This window comes from Microcoleus sp. A003_D6, assembly GCF_036702825.1.
Lineage (GTDB): Bacteria > Cyanobacteriota > Cyanobacteriia > Cyanobacteriales > Microcoleaceae > Microcoleus.
The window spans coordinates 23,993-46,500 of the sequence record NZ_JAUBWA010000014.1; the positions used below are offsets into that span (position 1 = coordinate 23,993).

The following is a 22,508-nucleotide window of genomic DNA, read 5'->3' on the forward strand; positions in this document are numbered from 1 at the left end:
ATTTGGCACGCTTTTACACAGATGAAAACTTCCCGCTAGCCGTTGTGGAATTACTGCGGGCTTTGGGTCACGATGTATTAACAGCAAGGGAAGCAGGGAATGCAAACCTTCAAATTCCTGATGAGGATGTGTTAGCTTTTGCTGCGAGCAATTATCGAACAGTTTTGACGCGCAATCGCCGTCATTTTATGCGATTGCACATTGAAAATTCTGACCATAATGGTATTGTTGTTTGCACGGAAGACCCAAATTTTCAAAGGTTAGCGAGGCGAATTAATGATGCTATTTCTGCTGAAGAAACATTGAGTGGTAAATTGATTCGAGTCAACCGCCCGCCGCAGTGAAAAAAAGCTGTGAAGCGTAGCTATCCCGAGCAAGAATCGCCCAAATTACCGTAAAATCTTACTAAATGCACCAAGATTAGGTAAAATTATCTGGGTGTCAGAGGATTAACTATATGCGCTTGGTTAAATATATTACGATCGCCATTATCAATGCTTTCGGTGTCGTCATCGGTATTATTTGGGTTGCAGTCCCCGCAACAGTGGCTCAACCTTCCCTAAACTACCAACTCGCACTCTCTGCGCGACAGCCAGACGGCGAAACTCCGCAATCGCTCCCGGAACTCTACAAATTGCGCGATCGCCTCAAAGTACAATTAGATAACCTTGCCAAAACTCCCGACAGCAGCCTGTTTTCCCCTGAATATTGGCAACCAGAAAGCCCCCGCCAGCAATCCCAAACTCTGACGCAGCAACTCCAAAACGTTCAAAATCAGATTGAAATAGAAAAACAAGCCAAAAATAACTGGGACTATGCTGCTAAAATAGCCTCCGAAGCAGTCGTAATCGGACGCACTTCTAAAGCCGATCCTGCTACTTGGGAAGAGTCCCAACGCCTTTGGCAGATTGCTATCAATAACCTGCGACTCATTCCTCGCGGTTCTTTTTTAGCTGAGCGGGCGATCGACAAAACCATCGAATATCAAGGAAATCTCACTCTCGCTACCTACGAATGGCAATTAGCACGGTCTGCACAGAAAATTAGAGCCGAGGAAGAACAGGTAAAAGAAATCGCCCGCAAAGAACAAGAAAAAATAGAATTTGCTCGCCGCGAAATAGAGAGAAAAGAACAAGAGAAAAAAGAACAAGCCCGCAGAGAACTAGAAAGACAAGAATTTGCAAGGCAAGAATTAGTCCGAAAAGAACAAGAAAAACAAGAACTCGCCCGCCAAGCAAAAGAAAGGCAAGAATTAGCACTAAAAGAACTCACCAGACAAGAATTAGAAAAGCAAGAACTAGCCCTAAAAGAACAACAAAGACAACAATTAGAACTCAATCAACCAGCAACTCCTCAACCAACTCCTGAATCAACCGCAACAGCAACTCCCGAATCAACTGCAACACCAACTCCCGCCCCAATTACGCCCGCCGCGTCCCCGTCGAACTTTTTCTTTGCGGGAGATACCAACAGAGACGGCCAAATTAACGAGCAAGATGACGCCGGAAAAGAACAATGGTCATTGTCCAGCGGCGCACTCATTTTATTTAACGATCGCAATAACGATCGCGGCAAGATACCGACTTGGCAACAAACCAAAGTTATCGCTCCCCGCCGTGCAGCAATGCTTTCTCAAGTTAACTTAACACTGTCGGAAAACTTCAAAACCTCTCAATTATTTATCACGGCTGACAGCATTGCTAGCCCTCACATCAGCGTTTTTCAGAAAACGGGCGACGGCTGGCAACCTGTAGATATATCCGGTGCTCAACCCCTAGTTTTCAGCACGGAGATTGTTTTAGGTGTCGAAGCCAAACAATTTGCCGATCGCAACTGGAACGGTAAAGTTAATCTTAAAGCAACTGCCCAAAACAACGGTCAAGAAATCGCTTCCACAACTATTCAAATGGGCGTTAGTCCTTGGATGATAGCGCCCAATACAGCACCAGTAACCGAAGTTCAAGTCAGCGACAGAGGCTCGGCAAACAGCGAATTTATCTCCCAACTCAAACAAGCCGTAGAACCCACGGGCGCTCAAGTAAAAATTATCCAGGGCGATCGCACTTGGATGCAAGATACCCAGAAAAACGGCTACGTTCAACTCCCCGAAAAATCCGAAATACGCCAGTTTAATGTCGCCCTAAAAAGCAATAGCGATCCAGAGAAAAACCCGCCTGTTAAATCAACTCAAAACCCTGATTTGAAAGTATTTAACATTGGCAATCCTCGCTCTTTAGACCCTGTAAGTCAGTGGTCTGACGGATACGGCAATTTGCAGGTGACACCGCCGATTCCCGGACACCCAATGGGTCGAGTTTATTACGGGAATTCGGGAAATGCTAGTTTTAATCCAGAGGTACTTGATTTTATTCAAGCTCAGAGAATTCAAGGGCCGCCAGTGGATATTGATACTTCTTGGCTTTTGACTCGCCAAGTCGATGAAATTATCAATTTTATTCCCACTCAAACTCCCGGAAAATATATAATGGCGATCGCCAGTCCCGAAGCCGGAGTTAAGCTGTTGGAAGAATTGGAGGGAAGAGGTTACGGCGATGTGACGATCAATCGCGGTTTGAGCACTCAAACAACTGTCAGCGCCGCCTTGCAAAATCGGGCTTTAATCCAACACAATCTCTATTTGCAAAATCAGAAACTTAATCCCATTATAGAGAAGTTGAAAAGAGAGTTTTTACTCGGAGACGACCAAATTATTCAAGTTCCGGTGATGTTTGGCTACAGCGGTTATGCTTGGTGGCCCAATATGGTCAATTCGGTGCCAGTTAACGGCAAGTTGTTAGTTTCAAATCCGCGCGGGCCAATGATTGAGGGTGTAGATTACACTCAGGAAAGATTGCGCCAACTGCTGCTTCCTGCTGGGGTCAGCGTTAGTTTTCTGGATGACAGGTATTATCAAGAATTGAAAGGAAACGTGCAGTCGGCGACGAATACTGTGAGGAAGCCTGAAGAGCCACCTTTTTGGCAGTCTTTGCCTAATAATTACTAATTGGGAATCGGGAATGGGGAATGGGGAATCGGGAATCGTGAATCAGGAATTTGTAGGGGCGGGTTCACCAACAATACTCGCCTGTAACGAACAATCTCGTAAACCCGCCCCCACCCAACAGTAAATCGCAAGATACCTCCTAAACCCGCCTCCCTATGCTAATATTTAGCCAAACTATGCTAGGAGTTTAACAGATGGCTACCCTGCAAATAGAAAATATACCAGAGGAATTGTACGCGAGACTGCAAGAGTTAGCCGCAGCTCAAAACCGCTCGATTAGCGCGTTTGCGATCGCCATTTTAGAAGCAGAGTTGTCAACAGAGACAAAACCCCTCTCAGGAAAACGTAAAAAGTCTGTAACAGAACTCTTGGCAGAAATCAGCCGCCGTCGCGAGTCTCGTCCGGCGAATATGGGGATGATATTAGATAGTACCGCTTTAATTAGAGAGGATCGCGACAGATGACCCATCCTGTGAGGTGCGTAGTCGATGCTAGCGTGGGAATTAAGCAATTTATCCCCGATCCGCTGTCATCTAAAGTCGTTTTATTGTTTACCCATCTTGAAATTCCACAGACTGAAATATTTGTACCCGATCTGTTTTACATTGAGTGTGCAAATATTATCTGGAAGTATGTCCGTGCTGGAATTTACGCTGCTGCCGATGTTCCAACAGATTTAGCTAATCTTAGAGCTTTATCCTTGCGTGCAGTATCTACTGCTGAACTGATTTTAGATGCAACAAATATCGCCTTAAATTATGGAATTTCTGCTTATGATGGCAGTTACGTTGCTCTTTCACAGCAAGTTGACGCGCCTTTGCTAACTCTCGACCAAAAGCTAGTCAGAGCTTTAGCGGGCACATCTTATAATGTTCTATCGTTTAACGATTTCGATGTACCAACCCCGCATTAGCCTTAGCTTTAGAGGAAATTAATTCACTTGTTTATTCTTATTAGTAAATAGATTAAGCGCTAAAATATAGATACGATATTCCCAGCAGTCAACCCCCTAATTAACTATGACACTAAAAGAATTAGAACCGCAACTGCTTTCCCTGACTCCGCCTGAGAAAGCTCAAGCAATACAGATATTAGCTCAAAGTTTAGCCAACACCTGGCAGGGAATTGAAAAAACTCCCGGTACAGTTGGCGGTAATGCCAGGATTGCCGGGACTAGAATTTCTGTTTGGGGATTGGTAGAGTCTCGTCGATTAGGTGCAACTGATGCTCAACTTTTAGAAGATTATCCGCATCTTAGTGCTAGCGACTTGAAAAATTCCTGGGCTTATGCTGAAGCATTTCCTGACGAGATTGAAGCAGCAATTAAGTTGAACGATATAGACTAATATCATGGCAGGTTTGTATGCAGATGAACAATTTTCATTCTAACTTTTGCTTAACGCTTGATAATTAATCCGTGTATCCGTGTCAAAATCCGTTTCGTGCCTTCTTCCTCCTGCTAGATAATTTCAGTGCAGCCGATCGCACCAGTAACGTAAAATATCTAAAAGCGGTCTTTCTAAAATAAATTTAGCCCCATGAGCGACGAACAGGAAAAAAATCAAATTTTGACTCAGCAACCGGAAACAATTTCTCCTACCAGCGATGAGCTCGATCGCACTGAAATTGTCAGCGCTGATTCAACTTCCGAACCCGCAGAAACTCCGGTTGAAATTGCCGCCCCCGAAGATATTTCAACTGCAATGGATGAAGCAGAAACAATTCCAATTGCCGCCGATATCGCGCCGGAAACAACTCAACCTGCAAGTTATCCGCCTCCAATAATTCAAACGGCGAGTCACGAACCGAAACCAGCTCGAATTTGGCAAATCTTGGCAGTTTTTCTCAGCGGAATGTTAGTCGGTTCCGTGCTCAGTCTCGGCAGTTTGCTAGCGTGGAGAATGTATCAGGAAAGAGCGAACATTCAAATCAGACTGCCTGCGGACGTACCCCTCCCCCAAAGCCCTCCGCCTGTGGCAGCAGCGCCCGCCAACCGCCTGCCCGGAGTGGGTCCAGCACCAGGCACGGCACGGCCATCAGCAACCGCCCCGTCGCCCACTCCCACTCAAATACCCTCCCTGTCTGCGCTTGGGCAACTTGCTTCGCCGTCGCCGCTGCCTTCTCCTTCTCCCGCTGCGGTTGAAACTCCTGTAACTGAGCGAGTAAACTTTCAAGCCGGTGCTACGGGAACTACTCTGAGCAATAGTTTGCGAGCCAACATATCCAAGCGCTACTTGCTAGAATGCAATAGCGGCCAAAGCATGACAGTAAAGGTTCAAGAAGGTGATGTTAGCGCCGCAATTATTGCTCCTAACGGTGAAAAAGTGGGGACTGCAAATAGCACAAGTCAGTGGCAAGGTCAACTAGCCAGCAGCGGCGATTATACTATTGAAATTTCAGGCGATCGCCAAGCAAACTACGGTGTTAGAATTGAAGTTAAATAGCAAGTATAATTGTATCAGGGGGCAGTTACAAAATACATCAACTCGCCCTGGTTGCCAATTACAAATTACCCATTACTAATTACCAATGATCGCACAAGTATCTCCAAGCATCTACGAAGCAAAAACCCAAGAAATTGCCAAAGAAATCCTGAAGGCAACTCAAGACAAAAAGCGCTCTTTTTTCGGCCAACTGCAAGACCAAATGCGCTGGGACGACAAACTGATGGATTGGGCAATGGCCAGCCCCGGACTGCGGGTGCAATTGTTTAGATTTATTGACTGTTTGCCCGCCCTCCGCAGCAAGCCGGAAATTGCCCGCCACTTGCAAGAATACCTGACCGCCCAAGAGGTAGAATTGCCCGAAGCTTTGAAAAAATTGCTCAGTTTTACTAACGCTGATTCGATTCCCGGACAATTGGCGGCGACAACGGTTGCGCCTGCTGTGGAAACTTTGGCGCACAAGTATATTTCTGGGGAAAATATCAAGCAGGTAATTAAAACCTTAGAACGGCTTCGCAAAGATAAAATGGGTTTTACAGTTGACCTTTTGGGGGAAGCTGTGATTACTGAAACTGAGGCGCAAATTTATCTTAACCGCTATTTGGAATTGATGGCGGAATTGAGCAGTGCAGCGAAGAATTGGTCGCAGGTAGATGCCATTGACAAAGCTGACGGTGAAACTTTGCCGCGAGTGCAAGTATCTGTCAAATTAACCGCTTTTTATTCTCAGTTTGACCCGTTGGATGCTAAAGGCAGCGAGGAGAAAGTCAGCGAGAGAATTCGCATTTTACTGCGCCGCGCGAAGGAGTTGGGTGCCGCCGTTCATTTTGACATGGAACAGTACGCCTACAAGAGTTTAACTCTCAGCATTCTCAAAGAGTTATTGTTAGAGGAAGAGTTTCGCGATCGCACGGATGTCGGAATTACCATGCAAGCATATTTGCGCGACAGCAAACAAGATTTGCAAGATATTGTTACCTGGGCAAAATTGCGCGGAAATCCGCTAACAGTGCGTCTGGTAAAAGGCGCTTACTGGGATCAGGAAACTATCAAAGCGATGCAGAAAGATTGGCCGCAGCCTGTCTACAATGACAAAGCAGCTACGGATGCCAACTTTGAAGAAATGACGCAGTTGCTGCTAGAAAATCACGAATATTTGTATGCCGCAATTGCCAGCCACAACGTACGATCGCAAGCCAGGGCGATCGCCATTGCCGAAACTCTCAACATACCGCGCCGCCGCTTTGAAATGCAGGTACTGTACGGCATGGGCGACAAATTGGCTAAACTTTTAGTCGATCGGGGTTATCGCGTCCGAGTCTACTGCCCCTACGGCGATTTGCTGCCGGGAATGGCTTATTTGATCCGCCGCTTGCTGGAAAATACCGCCAACAGTTCCTTTATCCGGCAAAGTTCCGAAGAAATGCCGATCGACCAATTGTTAGCCGCGCCAGTAGCTAAGGTCAATGACCAGCTAGTTTACAGCAAAGTATTTCCCAACGTCGCCGATACCGACTACGCCAATACCGAATTGCGGAAACAAGCAGAAGCAGCCATCAAATCAGTACGGGGAATCTTAGGACAAACCTATTTACCCCTAATTAACGGCGAATATCAAAATACCGAAACCACAGTCAATTCCCTCAACCCTTCCAACCCCGCAGAAGTAGTGGGCAAAATCGGATTGCTTTCCGAAGAACAAGCAAAACTTGCCCTGCAATCCGCCAAAGATGCCTCTCTCGGTTGGCGAAAAACCCCCGTCAGACAGCGCGCCGGCGTCCTGCGAAAAGCCGCAGAATTGATGGAAAAAAGACGGCACGAACTGTCAGCTTGGATGGTGTTTGAAGTCGGCAAACCAGTCAGAGAATGCGACGCCGAAGTTTCGGAAGCTATTGATTTTTGCCGCTACTACGCCGACGAAATGGAACGGTTGGAACAAGGGCAAAATTACGACATAGCCGGAGAAACCAACCGCTACAGCTATCAGCCGCGCGGCATTTCTTTAATCATTTCCCCTTGGAATTTCCCCCTAGCAATTCCTGTCGGCATGACAGTTGCCTCGCTGGTGGCAGGTAATTGTACTTTGCTCAAACCTGCGGAATTTTCCTCAGTAATTGCCGCAAAAATCACAGAAATTTTGCTAGAAGCCGGAATTCCCAAAGGCGTATTTCAATACGTGCCGTGCAAAGGTTCAACGGTGGGCGCTTACATGGTGAAACATCCCGACGTTCACATGATTACTTTCACCGGTTCTCAAGAAGTTGGCTGTCGGATTTATGCCGATGCCGCGATTTTGCAGCCGGGGCAGAAACACCTGAAACGAGTAATTGCTGAAATGGGCGGCAAGAATGCAATTATTGTCGATGAAAGTGCGGATTTAGACCAAGCAGTTGCAGGCGTTGTTTATTCCGCATTTGGATATAGCGGTCAAAAATGTTCCGCTTGTTCGCGAGTAATTGTGGTCGAATCGGTGTACGATAATTTTGTGGCAAGATTGGTAGAAGCCACGCGATCGCTCAATGTCGGCGCAGCAGAAAATCCGGGCACTCAAGTCGGCCCTGTAATCGATGCCACCGCCCAGTCGCGCATCCGCGAATACATTGAAACAGGCCGCGCCGAAGCTAAGATAGCCTTAGAAATGCCTGCACCGGAAACAGGTTATTTTGTCGGCCCAGTAATTGTTACGGAAGTATCGCCGACTGCAACTCTCGCCCAAGAAGAAATTTTCGGCCCGGTTTTGTCGGTGATTCGGGCAAAGAATTTCACCGAAGCGATCGCCATTGCTAACGGCACGAATTTTGCTTTAACCGGCGGATTGTATTCTCGCACGCCTTCACATATCGATCGCGCCGCATCTGATTTTGAAGTCGGAAACCTGTACATCAATCGCGGAATCACCGGCGCTGTGGTATCGCGGCAACCCTTCGGAGGATTCAAACTTTCGGGAGTTGGTTCCAAAGCAGGCGGCCCGGATTATTTGCTGCAATTCCTCGAACCCCGCACCATAACTGAAAATATTCAGCGGCAGGGTTTTGCACCGATTGAAGGAGTGGATGATTAATCATTTCTTTGTTGGCAGTTAGGACTTCAGTCCTCTCTCTGGCTGTTAAGTTTGTAGGGTGCGCAATGCGCACCTTACGCTGGGGTAAAAGAAAAAAAATCTGCGATATTAGCTAGTTATAAAATGGAATCTACTAAAGATCGCGATCGGCAAAATTCTCAAAACCATTCACTTGACAAGTGGCTGCGATTTTTAATTATAGTTGTATTAGTCATAGGTATATTTTTTCGTTTCGCAAATCTCGGAAATAAAGTTTACTGGATAGACGAAGCTTACACATCCCTGCGGATTTCGGGCTATACAGAAGCTGAATTTATTCAGCAAGTAGTTGACGGTGAAATTCGGGACATTAAATACTTACAAAAGTATCAGCGGACTAATTCAGAAAAAAGCGTAGTCGATACTGTAAAAGGATTAGCATTAGAAGAACCTCAACTCGCCCCGCTGTATTTTGTAGCGACGAGATTTTGGGTGCAACTGTTCGGCGATTCAGTGGCTGTAACTAGAAGTATGTCGGCAGTTTTTAGTTTGCTCGCATTGCCTTGTATGTATTGGCTGTGCTTAGAATTATTTGAGTCCTCGCTGACAGCTTGGCTGGCAGTTTCATTACTAGCTGTATCGCCTTTTCAAATAGTTTACGCTCAAGAAGCTCGACCTTACAGCTTGTTTGTATTAGTAGTTTTACTCTCAAGCGCAACTTTGCTGCGGGGGATGCGGCTAAAAACTAACAGCAGTTGGGCGCTTTATGCAGCAACAGTAGCACTGGGATTTTATTCTCACCTATTATTTGCAATGGTGGCGCTAGGGCATGGAATCTATGTAGGAATTATAGAAAAATTGCGGTTTAACAAAACAGTTATTGGCTATTTGCTAGCATCAATTGCTGGATTTATTGCTCTATCTCCCTGGACTGTAGTTTTTATAAAAAACTCGGACAATGCCAGTCAAAAAACAGTATGGCAGTCTCTAAGAATGCCACTATTAGACTTAATAAAAAACTGGGGTTTGAACATTAGTCGTCAATTTTTAGATGTGGGATTTTACTCGGATTTGCCGCAGTTATATTTGATATTGACACTGCCTGTTATTTTAATGATTTTAATAAGTGTTGGGTATTCTTTTTATTTGCTTTTAAATCAGACACCAATGCGTGTTTGGTTGTTTGTTGTGACATTGATGTCGGTGACAGTAGCGATTTTCTTACCAGCAGACTTAATTGTGGGAGGGATTCGGTCTATCAACACTCGTTACATGATTCCCTGTTATTTAGGAATGCAGATATCTGTTGCTTACCTGCTGGCTGAAAAAATTACGTCTCCTACAGTGAAAGTCCAATTCCAAAAGCTGTGGAGGCTGGCTGTGGCTGCTTTGCTTTCTATTGGAATTATCTCCTGTAGCATTTATTTGTCATCAGACTCTTGGTGGAATAAAGACCGATCGTATATTAACATCCCGATCGCCCGCACAATCAACTCAGCTTCTCGGCCGTTACTCATAACAGACTTGTGGGTGTACAGTGTAGATACGATCGGCAATTTACTCGGTCTGAGTTACTTAATCAATTCCCAAGCTAAATTTTTAGTATTGCCGCCTAAAATTGTTGAAATTCCCCCAAATTTTAACGAGATTTTTGTGTACGTCCCTTCCCCAGAATTAAAAACTGAAATAGAAAAAAATACTCCTTATGAAATCCCAACTATTTACACTCTAAAAAATCAAGATATAATTTTGAGTAAATTGCAAAAAAAGTGAAGTATGGTTGGAAAAATACGTTTTAATGTTGCCCGAAAATGGTTGGGTTTTCTGATAATCGCTGTATTAGTTATTGGTATATTTTTTCGGTTCGCAAATCTCGATCGCAAATTTTACTGGATTGACGAAACATATACTTCTTTGAGAGTTTCTGGCTACACCGAAGCCGAAATCATCAAACAAATTTCCTACCAAAAAATAACCTCGCCCTCGGATTTACAAAAATATCAGCAGATAAATTCCGAAAAAACTTTAAGCGATACCCTAAATTCTTTAGCAACAGAAGACCCCCAACACCCGCCGCTGTATTACGTACTAGCGCGATATTGGGCGCAGTGGTTCGGCAGTTCCGTTGCCGCAATGAGAAGTTTGGCCGCCGTCATTAGCTTGTTAGTATTTCCTGCCATTTATTGGCTGGCTTGGGAGTTATTTGAATCGACCGCAGTAGCGTGGATGGCGATCGCAATTTTCGCAATTTCTCCCTATCACATTTTGTTTGCCCAAGAAGCGAGACAGTACAGTTTGTGGACAGTAACTACTATTTTATCCAGTGCAGCCTTGCTGCGAGCAATGCGCCCTGACGAAAATCAAAATCCTCTCGCCCTCGTTATTTCCTGGGCGCTTTACGCAGTCACAGCAACACTGGGATTTTACACCCACTTGTTATTTGTCTGCGTCGCCGCAGCCCACGCAATCTACGTCGCAATCATTGCCAACTGGCGCGATGTGAAAACATTTATTGCTTATTATATAGCAGCTTTTATCGCTTGGATCGCCTTCATGCCTTCCTTCGTAAATACTGTAGAAAACTTCAATCAAGTTAGAAGCACAACAGTATGGTCAGAACAGACAAATCTCTTAAGATTAGTCAGCAGGTGGGTGGGTTCCCTCAGCATAGCCTTTTTTGATATAGGGATTGATGGAACTGCCAACGCCACACAACTAGCCTTGCTAATTCCCGTCGGCATAACGATTCTAGCTTTAGTCGGCTATGCCCTTTATTTCCTGTGCCGACATACACCAAAACGGGTGTGGTTATTGATATTGTTATTAATTGCAACAACCGCTATATTTTTAGCCGTACCCGATATACTTAAAGGCGGGAGGCGATCGGCAAATCCGCGATATTTAGTTCCTTGTTATGTGGGAATTCAGCTAGCAGTAGCTTACCTGCTGTCTGCCAAAATTAGCAACAATTTTGATAACTTCAAACAGCAAAAACTGTGGAAAATCGTTATAGTTACACTGTTTTCTGTAGGCACCATATCTGCTGGAATTAGTTCTGGGGCCGATAGTTGGTGGAATAAAGGCAGCGGTTGGCTGCGGGCCGAATTGGAAGTAGCTGAGACTGTCAATCAAGCCAGCAATCCCCTAATTATCAGCGATGCCAATATCGCATATATCATGCCTTTGAGTTATCACCTGGAACCAAAAGTCAAACTGCTAATAGAACCCCGCTGTTACACTTCTTGCTATAAAAATCGAGAATTGGCACTGAAAAAACCGCAAGCCCCGAAAATTCCCGGCAATTTGGGCGAGTTGTTTTTATACAGACCGTCCTCAGCTTTGCGATCGGCAATTCAGCAGCAAAACTATCAAATAGATCCGGCCGACGCTAATGTTGAGCTCAATCTCTGGAAAATTACCAAAAAGTAATCTAAAAAATTAAGGCAAAAAAAGTCTTGTTCGCCGCGACATACTGCCCAGAAACGGGTTTTTTGGGAGTATGTCGCGAGTATAGTTCAATAGGGTTGCTTTTCGGGGTAAGCTAGAAGTTAAGAATAGACCTCTTGCAAAAATAGCTGGGACGGGCAAGATGCCCATCCCACAAAAAGTTTTTTTCTTGTGGAATGGGCCGGAGAGCCCGTTCCAAAATTTGATTAAAAGGACTTTTGCAAGAGGTCGAATCAAAAAATAACATCAAAAATCTCAAATGACAGTCACTGAAACCTCCAACATTCGCAGACTGCTGTGCGATCCAGACTTAGGGCTGATCCCTCACCTAGAAAAGTCCCTGAAAGACTTGCACTCGTCTGCGATCGCCAACGGAGAGAAATTCAAGGTAGAACCTTACGATATAGAACTCAAAAGCTGCCACACCCAGAAGCATCCCAACGACCAAAAACCCCTCGTCACCCAGTCAGTGTCAATCAAAATCCCTCTAACTGGGAAAGTTCAAGACAAGATGGAACTATATCTGATCGCAACTGAGTTGCAGAACCAAATCGACTTCAAAATTATCGACTGGAGTGCCTTAGAACGCCGCCAATACGACATTCACGGCATCCCCTTAAAGCAGCCCATCACCAAAATAGACGGCCAGATGAATTACGAGTTAGTATTCGATCGACCAAACTACTGCTGCATCACCCTGTGCCGCCAATTTGACTTAACTTACGCCGCCAATTTTTAATTGGGCTTGTAGAATACTGTTGCATTCTTTTTTAAAATTGGTATTAGGAACAGGCTTTTCGGCCTGTTCCACAAGAAAACTCATTCTTTGTGGAACGGGCCGGAGAACCCGTTCTTGACAATGGTGCAAGATATCAATTAATTCAAACAGCTCGATTGGCAGTTTCTGCAAGAATCCTCTTAATTTGGGCAGGAGTCAGATTTGGATTAGCCTGCAACATCAAAGCTATTACCCCGGCTACGTGCGGCACTGCCATTGAAGTACCCGCAAAATATCGATAAGGAATCCCCGGTTCAGAAAGCGGCACAGTTGAATAAACGTCACCAGAATCCGCCCTGCCACCGTCGCCGCCCGGAGCAACAAAATAGTCGATTACTTCAGTTCCCGCGCGGTTAGAATAATCGGCAAACAAGCCATTTCGGGTGACACCACCGACAGCAATTCCTACCTCCCCAGCAAACCGAGCCGGATAATCTACTTGCGGGCGAGCATCATTTCCCGCCGCCGAAATCACGATCGCGCCTTGAGCTTCAGCGGCTCGAATAACATTCAATTCTTGCTCGTTCAACTGTAGACCGCCCAAACTCACATTAATTATTTTAGCTCCATTTGCCACCGCATAATTAATCGCATTAATTTCATCCCTAATTTTCCCTACTCCCGCACTATCGAGTATTTTCAAAGCCATAATCTTCGCAGTCGGAGCCGTTCCAGTAATCCCAACCCCATCTTTTTTCGCAGCAACTAAACCCGATATATGAGTGCCGTGATTGTTATCGTCCATCGGGTCATTATCGCTGTTGACAAAATCCCATCCCCGAAAATCGTCCACAAAGCCATTGTTGTCATCATCAACCCCGTTGCTAGCTTTATTGCGACCGATCGCATCAACACCGGTTTCCCCCGCATTGCTCCAAATATTCCCGGTCAAATCCGGGTGATTGTAGTCAACTCCGCTGTCGATAACTGCCACCACAATGCCGTCTCCAGTCAAGCCCCGGGCCCAAACTTCTGGAGCTTTAATTAAATCTCTGCCCCACTCGTCGCCGCCCAAGTCGGGAACGTCAGGAAAAGTTGCAACACCCTCAGCTTTAGCAACTGCGGCGGCGGCATTCACCAAACCAAAGCCGAAACGAGAGTCAAAACCCGGCAAGTTGCTCGCATTGTTATCAGAAACAGTTGCAGGGGTTGCAGACAGATTTAGGGTAAAGTTTGTACTGTTTTGGAATTGATAAACTCGGACAAAGTAAGTTCCTGCTGCCAAAGCGTTGAGGTCGATCGACTCCGGCGATAAATCCGGTTCTTGAGAAGAAGCAATAATATCGGTGAAGTCAATAGAATTGTCGCCGTTAATATCTTTAATTAGAGCAACATCAACATCTGCCGTCAAACCGCTGACAGTTAATTTAAAGTCGCTAGTTGCAGGCAAAGTAAAGCGGTAAAGACTGTCTGGCCGGGCGTTGCTAACCGAGTCTGCGATCGTTTGAGTGCCGCCCAAAACGCCTAAATCGCGAGCTCGATCGAGTTGGTTGCCCAATACGGTAGTTGCAGAGATGAATGTAGAGGCGAGGTCTTGTGGAGATGCGTTGGCTACCAAGCCTAAAATAGCATTGGATTGGCGAATTTTAATTAATGTATTGGAAATACCGGGGGCGATCGAGATTTCTTCGAGAATCAAGTCAGCTTCGGTTAGATTGTCAGTCAGTCCGATCGAATCCACAAAACTGTTAAAGTCAGTAATAATGTCTGCTGCCGCCGGATCGGAGACTGCTGAATCGCTGCGGAGGACAAAGGTATCTGGGCCCAAACCCCCTGTCAGCGTATCTTTGCCCGCATCGCCCACTAAAACGTCGCTACCGCCGCCGCCGTCGAGGGCGTCCCCTCCCTTACCTCCCTGCAAGGTATCGCTGCCGCCATCGCCAAACAGGATGTCGCTGTTGACACCGCCGTTTAGCAAATCATTGCCGACACCCCCGAACAGGGTATCGGAATTGCTGCCGCCCAGGAGTCTGTCGTTACCGTCATCACCGCTAAGTATCTCGGCATCCGACGAACCGACAATAAAATCGTTACCTCCCAGGGCAAAAAGTCCGTTAGGATAAGGAGTCAAAAAGCCAGGAGTCAAGGCGAAACTGTTGGGGCTATTATCTAAAAGATAGGAAAGACCGTCAGGGCTCGGGCCGGGCATAGAAATGTACTCCGTATAATTACGATGGATCTAAATTTTAGATTTAAAACATGAAATTGTGGTTAAGAAATCAATAATCCCAAATTCAAAATCGGGATCGGAAAATGGGAAAACAACACTTGCATCGAATTCAGAAATTTTTCAACCTCGCGAAATCGCATTTAAAGCCTTATTTGCGCTATTTGATTTTGGGCGGGACGTTTTTATTTATTGCCAAAGCTTTTTTAACTCACTGGCGAGAAGTCGCGAATATCCAAATTCGAGCCGAAAGTTTTCCGTTGCTGGCGATCGCCCTCGGCGTCACTTTATTTTCTCTAATTTTTGTCGGCTGGGTGTGGATGTTGATTTTGCGGGAATTCCGCCAACCTGTAAATGCCGCCTGGGCGATTCAAGTTTTTCTCAAAACTAATATTGCCAAGTATTTGCCGGGGAATATTTGGCATTTTTGGGGTCGAATATTGGAAGCCAAAAAGGCAGGAATTTTCCCGAAAGCTGCTACTCTCAGCGTATTGCTGGAACCGCTGCTGATGGCTTCTGCCGGCGTTTTGATTGGGTTGATTTGTTTTGACAAATTCAATTGGTTTTTGCGGATTGTCGGTTTTGCTGCTATTTTAACGGCGATTCATCCCCGAATTTTAAATCCGATCGTTCTCTTTGTAGAGCGGTTGAAATTATCAAAGAATAATGGAGAAAATTCAAAGACTGAGGAGGCTGCGGGCGAGGCACTCAATTTTCGTACAGAGTCTACCTCAAATATAGCGAAAAAAACATTGCTTGTCAAGTCCCGCCGCCAAATTAATTTGCCAATTAAACGCTATCCTTTAGTGCCGTTAATCGGACAAATGTGTTTTATGGGATTGCGGGGCTGCGGTTTTTTGCTAACTGTAACGGCTTTAACTCCGGTGAACTTTAGCAATATTCCCAACTTGTTCGGTGCTTTTTGTTTTGCGTTTGTTGTCGGTTTAGTCGTACCGGGAGCACCGGGGGGAATGGGAGTATTTGAAGCAACGGCGATCGCCCTGCTGTCCGATCGCTTTTCTACGGGTATAATTCTGAGTGCGGTGGCTTTGTATCGGATAATTAGCATTCTGGCGGATGTTTCGGGTGCTGTTTTGGCAAAGCTCGATCGGCAGCGCGATCGGGGAATAAAAAATAGATGAATTTGTATTCTGTAAGGTGTCATAGCTAACTCCAAGCGAAGCAATCTCTTTCCCCAGGGATTGCTTGACTCGACTTTCGTTTCGCTGCGCGACATGAAACGCTGCGTACACAGACAACCGATGCTACCGGACAGGCTCTGTACCGCGCTAATTATACCGATTTTTTCTTAAATTATTCATAAATTTAGATTGCTTATTCAGTAATTTTACGGAAGAAACAGCCGCTTCTTAAAGCAAAAAACTCAACATTTCCACGCTTGCTAAAACTGCACCCCAAAGCATAAGCTTACCTAAAGAATTTTTAACCATCAGAAAGAATATGAAAGCGATCGCGTTTATTGACAAGAGTGTATCTGACTATCAAATCTTGGCTGCCGGTGCAATTTCGGGAACGGAAGTTGTATTGCTAGATACCGCAGCGGACGGGATAGAACAAATTAGTTTAAAATTGCGCGATCGCACTTTTGCAGAGGTGCATATTATTTCCCACGGGACGCCGGGGTGCTTGCAATTAGGAAATACTCGGTTGAGTTGGGAAAGTTTGGGCGGGCTGAAAGGGCAAATCGAAACGTGGGGGCGCGAGCTCGCAGCAAATGCGGAGATTTTGATTTACGGGTGCAGGGTGGGTGCAGGGGCGATCGGGCGATCGTTCGTGGAAAGATTGAGCGAGTTAACCGCAGCAAAAATTGCCGCTTCAGCCAATTTTACGGGTAGCAAAGAATTAGGTGGAGACTGGGAATTAGAAGTAAAAACCGGGGAAATAACAGCGGCTAAAGCTTTTGAGTCAGAAATAATGGCAGCTTACAGCCACATTTTTAATTCCTTCTTGCCACCCAGAAACTATCCGACAGGAGGCTCTTCTGTATTCGTTACCATCAGTGACCTTAATGGTGACACCTTCCCCGACTTGGCTCTGGCGAATGATTTTTCCAACAACATTTCAATTTTGCTGGGCAATGGTGCAGGTAGCTTTAGTCCTCCTACCACCTATGACGTAGGGTCAAATCCGAGATCGATTGCAGTGAGCGATTTCAATCAAGATTCTTTCCCTGACTTGGCTGTGGCGAATCACAGTTCCAACAACATTTCAATTTTGCTGGGAAATGGTACGGGTAGTTTTAGTTCTGCTACCAACTATGACGTGGGGACTTATTACACCTCCGTTTATCCCATCTCAGTTGCAGTGGGCGATTTCAATCAAGATTCATTTCCCGACTTGGCTGTGGCGAATCAGAGTTCCAGCAGCTTTTCAATTTTGCTGGGAAATGGTACGGGTAGCTTTAGTCCTGCTACCAGCTATGGCCCGGGGTCAAATTCGAGCTCAGTTGTAGTCACTGACTTTAATAACGATAGTTTCCCTGACTTGGCTGTGGCGAGTTATGGCTCCAACAATGTCTCAATTTTCCTGGGAAATGGTATTGGTAGCTTTACTCCTACTGCCTACTATGACACGGGGTCAAATCCCACTTCAGTTGCAGTGGGGAATTTCAATCAAGATTCATTCCCAGACTTGGTTACGGCAAATTCTAACTCCAACAACGTCTCTGTTTTGCTCGGAAATGGTACGGGTAGCTTTAGTCCTCCTACCAACTACAACGTGGGGTCAAATCCCACCTCAGTTGCAGTGGGGAGTTTCAATCAAGATTCATTTCCCGACTTGGTTATAGCAAATTCTAACTCCAACAACGTCTCTATTTTGCTGGGAAACGGTACGGGTAACTTTAATCCTGCTACTAACTATGATGCGGGGCAAAATCCATTCTCAGTTGCAGTGGGCAACTTTAATAGCGATGCTTTCGCCGATTTAGTTATGACGGGCAATTTCTCCGTCTCAGTTCTTTATAGTAGGCCATCTTTAAATTTCGGGGCTTCCAATTACACCATTAATGAACAGGACGGAATGCCACTTCTGAATCTTTCTGTCACTCTCAGCGGTGTTCCAACTGAGGACGTGTTTGTAAATATCAAGCGTGGTGCTACACCTGGCGGCAGTGTCGCCGCTATTGAAGGTGCTGACTATTATTTAAACAATTTTGTTAGTTTCCCAGCAGGAACGACTGACCTCACTAGATATATTCCATTTCAGGTTTATAACGATAATTTAGCTGAAACAGATGAAACTATTGTTCTCGAATTTGATACAATGCAAGGTGCAGGTGCGGGGACAATTTCACAAACTACGCTGACGATTCCAGCTAACGGCACCTTATCCTACGGAGTTGGCGGTACCTATTCAATACCTGAAGGCAACACAGGCTATGCTTACGCTGGCTTCAGGGTTGGTCACGGCCCATTCAATGACAATGGCTTCACCAGTACCGTTGACTATGCCATTACAGGAACGGCTGATAGCATTACGGACTACACTGGCGTCACTTCCGGTACTCTCAGCTTCCTTCCCGGTGAAGTATATAAGGAGATACCCATCAATATTATCGGAGATACTTCGATCGAACCTGATGAAACTATTACTATCACCATATCAAATCCCCGCATTACAAGTCCTGTTGCCGCCCCCGATTCTGTAATTTATGTTGCTAGCTATACGCTGACAATTCTTAACGACGACTATAACCCAGGCATTAACGTCAATCCGATCGCCGGATTGAACACCACAGAAGCCGGAGGAACGGCAACTTTTACCGTCGCCCTCAACTCGCCTCCCACTGCACCAGTTACCATCGGTTTAACCAGTTCCAATACCGCCGAAGGAACCGTTTCTACTAATAGTTTAACCTTCGATCCAACTAACTGGAGTATTCCGCAAACAGTAACAGTCACCGGCGTTGATGACAGCGCAGCAGACAGCATTCAAACTTACACTATTATCACTGCCCCTGCTGTCAGCACAGACACCGATTACAACAACCTAAATGCGGATGATGTCACTATAACCAACGCCGACAACGAAACAGCAGGCATTACCGTCAATCCAACAGAGGGATTAGTGACAACAGAAGCGGGCGGTACTGCTAATTTCAGCGTAGTTTTGAATACTCTACCAACTGCGCCAGTCACCATCGACTTAACCAGTGACAATACCGCCGAAGGAACGCTTTCTACTAATAGTTTGAGCTTCACTCCCGCAAACTGGAATTTACCGCAAATAGTGACAGTCACCGGTGTTGACGATCGCGTTGCTGACGGATCTGGCACTTATCAAATTATCACTGCCGCCGCTACCAGTACCGACAGCAATTACAGCAATCTCAATTCTCCCGATGTCAGCCTCACCAATACCGACAACGATACCGCAGGCGCTAGCATCAGCAGCACCTCCACGACAGCGACAGAAGGCGGTGCGGCGGGAAGTTACAGCCTTCAGTTAAATTCGCAGCCGATCGCACCTGTTACAGTTAGTTTTAATACGGGAAATCAAATCGATGCGATCGCCCCAATTGTCTTTGACAGCACCAACTGGAATCAGCCTCAAACCGTGACTGCGACTGCGAAAGATGACGCGGTTGTCGAAGGCGCGCATAGGGGTTCGATCGCCCATACAGTCACCAGTACCGATCCTCAATATAGCGGAATGGCGATCGCGCCTGTTAGCGTGGCAATTACCGATAACGACACCGCGCCAACTCCCACACCGACACCGACTCCAACTCCTGCGCCGACACCGACACCCGCGACACCGACACCGACACCAACGCCCGCGACACCGACGCCAACGCCTGCGACACCCACACCGACTCCGACACCTGCGACACCAACACCGACGCCCAATAACGAAAGTGCGATCGTCAGTTTTTCCCAACCGATTTACTCAGTAAATGAAAGCAGATTGTCGATCGTTCCAGCAACTATTAGTTTGACTCGCAGCGGCAATCTCAGCAATTCTTCTGAAGTACAAATAACTTATCCAACTGGTTCGGCAACTTGGGGTACAGATTGGAACCTTCCCCCCAACTTTTCACCTGTTGTTACCTTCAATACTGGCGAAACCCGCAAAACTTTTACCGTTAATATTTTACCGGATAACTTGCCAGAAAATACCGAAGAATTGACCTTCGGAATCACGGGTGATTTCAATGCAAATATAAGTTCCCAAAATACGGCAACGCTGCGAATTTTAGATGCGGGTACTGCGTCAAATTCTCCTACACCAACTCCCGATCCGACACCGACGCCAACGCCGTCAAATTCCCCTACGCCAACACCCGATCCAACACCAACACCATCAAATTCCCCGACACCAACACCGGATATTACACCAACACCAACACCGTCAAATTCCCCGACACCAACACCATCAAATTCCCCGACACCAACACCATCAAATTCCCCGACACCAACACCAACACCGTCAAATTCCCCGACGCCAACACCAACCCCATCAAATTCCCCGACACCAACACCAACACCGTCAAATTCTTCGACGCCAACACCATCAAATTCCCCGACACCAACACCGTCAAATTCCCCGACACCAACACCATCAAATTCTCCGACACCAACACCATCAAATTCCCCGACACCAACCCCGTCAAATTCCCCGACACCAACACCCGATATTACACCCACACCCCCACCCTTAATTTCACCTACACCAACGCCCTCAAATCTCCCCAACAATCCACCAATACTCAACAGAGGGCCGAGTACGACTCCGTGGCACTATTTCACCTTGCGCAAAGGCAATTCATCGTGGTTTGAATATCAAGTTCCGTATGATGCTTTTGTCGATCGCGATCTCGGAGACACCCTCACTTATTCCGCCACCCTAGAAAACGGTAAACCCTTACCGAGTTGGCTCAATTTTAACCCCAACATCCGCCTTTTCAGCGGTACAACTTCGACATTACAATCGCTGAATATTAAACTAACTGCCACCGATCGAGCTGGTGCGAGTGCCAGCGATACAATCTTGTTGAATGTCACTCCTAGCGGTGTGTTAATTGACAGTTACATTGCCGGGGCAACGCTGTTTTTGGATGCCAATAAAAATAGCATTCTCGACGCTAACGAACCATTTACAACTACGGGAAGTAGCGGTGAATTTGAACTCGACATTCCCTTTGAAATATTCGACACCAACAAAAACGGCGAACTCGATCCGAGTGAAGGAAATTTAGTCGCGATCGGCGGTACGGATACAGCTACCGGCTTGCCTTTAGAAACTCCGGTAACAGCCCCCACGGATGCTACCGTTGTCACCTTATTAACCAGTTTAGTTGCAGATTTGAGAGATCGGGGAACTGACCCGGAAATTGCGCTCGATCGAGTGCGATCGGCCCTGGCTTTGCCTGCTAATATCGACCTTTTAAATTTCGACCCTATAGCTGCGACAAACAGCCAACAACCGGGCGGAGTTGAAGTTTTGGCAGCAATGGTAAAAGTGCAAAACTTCATCACTCAAACTGCTAATTTGATTGCCGGTGCTTCCACAGCTTCGATGGCAGCAATTACTCAGGAAGTTGTGAAGGCAATTGGCGATCGCATTCAATCTAACAGCGCTCTCAATTTCAGCAATGCCAATACTTTAAAGCAAATTATCGAACAAGCAGCAGGGAAAATGCGGGCGATCGATCCAAATTTGGACTTGCAAAAAATCTTGCCAATTTCCCAGCAAGCAGCCGCAGTTATGGCAGCAGCCAATCAGCGAGTTGACTCGGTTGTTTCTAACTTTAAGCCGACAGAAATTCCCAGCGAAATTGCCCGCGTTCAAAAAGTAGCATTAGGGGAAACTTCGCAAGATTTAAAAGCAGTCACTGCGGGAATTAAAAGCATCGATCTGGCTGTTGCTGAAAATACCGAAACAGCATTAACCGCTCAAATTCAAAGTGCAAAGCCACTGAGTTCGCCAGCAGTTCCAGTTGTAACGGGGGAAACAGAAATTGTTAGCGATTCTCCAAATGCGATCGAAGGTACAAACGATGCCGACAACCTGATCGGCAGCAGTGGCAGCGATATTTTCATGGCCAAACGCGGCAGCGATTTCATCGACGGCAACAGCGGCGCAGATACCGTTTACGGAGGTAAAGGCAGCGATGTTTTACTCGGCAGTGACGGCGCAGATATCTTGTTTGGAAATCGCGGTGATGACAGTTTGATTGGAGGTGCGGGAAATGATAGTTTAATTGGCGGAAATGGGATAGATCGATTTTTACTCTCCACCAATTCCGGTATCGATATTATTTCCGATTTTGAAGTTGGAAAAGATTTGCTGATGCTCGCTGATAGCTTGACATTCGATCAATTAAGTGTTAATGAAAACAGCGGTACAACTTTAATTCAGTTTGCGGAAACAGGAGAAATTATTGCTGCTTTAAACGGAGTTTCTGCTAGCAGAATCAGCGCCGCCAATTTCAGCTTAATTTAAATAGGCTCAAAGCTGACGCACCACGCAACAAACGGTGCGTCAGTATTATACTTTTTGTGCCGATCGAACATCTCAAACCTGACGCACCCTACCGCAACTAACAATCTCACAACTGACGCACCACCCAATAAATGGTGCGTCAGTATTATACTTTTTGTGCC

General features: G+C 46.0%; 13 protein-coding genes. 12 read left to right on the forward strand and 1 reads right to left on the reverse strand.

What is annotated here, in order from left to right; genetic code table 11:
- Window positions 1–2 precede the first annotated feature (2 nt).
- The 10 genes from QUB70_RS06540 (at window position 3) to QUB70_RS06585 (ending at window position 12,674) form a co-directional block, all read left to right on the forward strand.
- Window positions 3–344, forward strand: coding sequence for a DUF5615 family PIN-like protein (locus tag QUB70_RS06540; protein WP_332979108.1), 342 nt, complete (start codon window positions 3–5; stop codon window positions 342–344).
- Between the two features lie 113 nt (window positions 345–457).
- Entirely contained in the window at window positions 458–3,004 is a 2,547-nt protein-coding gene (locus tag QUB70_RS06545) for a protein-arginine deiminase family protein (protein ID WP_332979109.1), read from the forward strand.
- Between the two features lie 194 nt (window positions 3,005–3,198).
- The gene (locus QUB70_RS06550; RefSeq protein ID WP_332979110.1) at window positions 3,199–3,468 is read left to right on the forward strand and encodes a FitA-like ribbon-helix-helix domain-containing protein; all 270 of its coding nucleotides are present in this window, start codon (window positions 3,199–3,201) and stop codon (window positions 3,466–3,468) included.
- Complete coding sequence (locus QUB70_RS06555) at window positions 3,465–3,917, forward strand: type II toxin-antitoxin system VapC family toxin (RefSeq protein ID WP_332979111.1); 453 nt, start codon at window positions 3,465–3,467, stop codon at window positions 3,915–3,917. The genes QUB70_RS06550 and QUB70_RS06555 overlap by 4 nt, the downstream gene beginning before the upstream one ends.
- A gap of 106 nt (window positions 3,918–4,023) precedes the next feature.
- Window positions 4,024–4,350 carry a DUF433 domain-containing protein gene (locus tag QUB70_RS06560; protein ID WP_332979112.1) on the forward strand — a complete coding sequence of 109 codons (327 nt, stop codon included), beginning with the start codon at window positions 4,024–4,026 and terminating at the stop codon, window positions 4,348–4,350.
- 192 nt (window positions 4,351–4,542) lie between these two features.
- The gene (locus QUB70_RS06565; RefSeq protein ID WP_332979113.1) at window positions 4,543–5,448 is read left to right on the forward strand and encodes a hypothetical protein; all 906 of its coding nucleotides are present in this window, start codon (window positions 4,543–4,545) and stop codon (window positions 5,446–5,448) included.
- Between the two features lie 85 nt (window positions 5,449–5,533).
- Window positions 5,534–8,509: an L-glutamate gamma-semialdehyde dehydrogenase gene (pruA, locus tag QUB70_RS06570; RefSeq protein WP_332979115.1), complete on the forward strand. Its 2,976-nt coding sequence runs from the start codon at window positions 5,534–5,536 to the stop codon at window positions 8,507–8,509.
- Between the two features lie 123 nt (window positions 8,510–8,632).
- On the forward strand, window positions 8,633–10,261 hold the full coding sequence (locus QUB70_RS06575; protein WP_332979117.1) for a glycosyltransferase family 39 protein: 1,629 nt from the start codon (window positions 8,633–8,635) through the stop codon (window positions 10,259–10,261).
- A gap of 3 nt (window positions 10,262–10,264) precedes the next feature.
- Window positions 10,265–11,917, forward strand: coding sequence for a glycosyltransferase family 39 protein (locus QUB70_RS06580; RefSeq protein WP_332979119.1), 1,653 nt, complete (start codon window positions 10,265–10,267; stop codon window positions 11,915–11,917).
- 277 nt (window positions 11,918–12,194) lie between these two features.
- Window positions 12,195–12,674, forward strand: a complete 480-nt coding sequence (locus QUB70_RS06585) for a hypothetical protein (protein WP_332979120.1) — start codon at window positions 12,195–12,197, stop codon at window positions 12,672–12,674.
- A 142-nt stretch (window positions 12,675–12,816) separates the two neighbouring features.
- Here the strand turns inward: QUB70_RS06585 and QUB70_RS06590 are convergent, their stop codons facing one another.
- A complete protein-coding gene (locus tag QUB70_RS06590; protein ID WP_332979121.1) occupies window positions 12,817–14,862 on the reverse strand; it encodes a S8 family serine peptidase in 2,046 nt (681 codons plus the stop codon).
- Window positions 14,863–14,966: 104 nt separating this feature from the next.
- On the opposite strand from QUB70_RS06590, the gene QUB70_RS06595 reads away from it, so the two are divergent.
- Window positions 14,967–16,022, forward strand: coding sequence for a UPF0104 family protein (locus tag QUB70_RS06595; protein WP_332979122.1), 1,056 nt, complete (start codon window positions 14,967–14,969; stop codon window positions 16,020–16,022).
- 319 nt (window positions 16,023–16,341) lie between these two features.
- Window positions 16,342–22,347 carry a DUF4347 domain-containing protein gene (locus QUB70_RS06600; RefSeq protein WP_332979123.1) on the forward strand — a complete coding sequence of 2,002 codons (6,006 nt, stop codon included), beginning with the start codon at window positions 16,342–16,344 and terminating at the stop codon, window positions 22,345–22,347.
- Window positions 22,348–22,508 lie beyond the last annotated feature (161 nt).

What these genes read in the sequence shown, in the direction of transcription:
- QUB70_RS06565 (WP_332979113.1), top strand. Translation starts at nt 4,543, where the DNA reads ATGAGCGACGAACAGGAAAAAAATCAAATTTTGACTCAGCAACCGGAA.
- QUB70_RS06545 (WP_332979109.1), top strand. Translation starts at nt 458, where the DNA reads ATGCGCTTGGTTAAATATATTACGATCGCCATTATCAATGCTTTCGGT.
- QUB70_RS06590 (WP_332979121.1), bottom strand. Translation starts at nt 14,862, where the DNA reads ATGCCCGGCCCGAGCCCTGACGGTCTTTCCTATCTTTTAGATAATAGC.
- QUB70_RS06550 (WP_332979110.1), top strand. Translation starts at nt 3,199, where the DNA reads ATGGCTACCCTGCAAATAGAAAATATACCAGAGGAATTGTACGCGAGA.
- QUB70_RS06560 (WP_332979112.1), top strand. Translation starts at nt 4,024, where the DNA reads ATGACACTAAAAGAATTAGAACCGCAACTGCTTTCCCTGACTCCGCCT.
- QUB70_RS06600 (WP_332979123.1), top strand. Translation starts at nt 16,342, where the DNA reads ATGAAAGCGATCGCGTTTATTGACAAGAGTGTATCTGACTATCAAATC.
- QUB70_RS06595 (WP_332979122.1), top strand. Translation starts at nt 14,967, where the DNA reads ATGGGAAAACAACACTTGCATCGAATTCAGAAATTTTTCAACCTCGCG.
- QUB70_RS06585 (WP_332979120.1), top strand. Translation starts at nt 12,195, where the DNA reads ATGACAGTCACTGAAACCTCCAACATTCGCAGACTGCTGTGCGATCCA.
- QUB70_RS06575 (WP_332979117.1), top strand. Translation starts at nt 8,633, where the DNA reads ATGGAATCTACTAAAGATCGCGATCGGCAAAATTCTCAAAACCATTCA.
- pruA (WP_332979115.1), top strand. Translation starts at nt 5,534, where the DNA reads ATGATCGCACAAGTATCTCCAAGCATCTACGAAGCAAAAACCCAAGAA.
- QUB70_RS06555 (WP_332979111.1), top strand. Translation starts at nt 3,465, where the DNA reads ATGACCCATCCTGTGAGGTGCGTAGTCGATGCTAGCGTGGGAATTAAG.
- QUB70_RS06580 (WP_332979119.1), top strand. Translation starts at nt 10,265, where the DNA reads ATGGTTGGAAAAATACGTTTTAATGTTGCCCGAAAATGGTTGGGTTTT.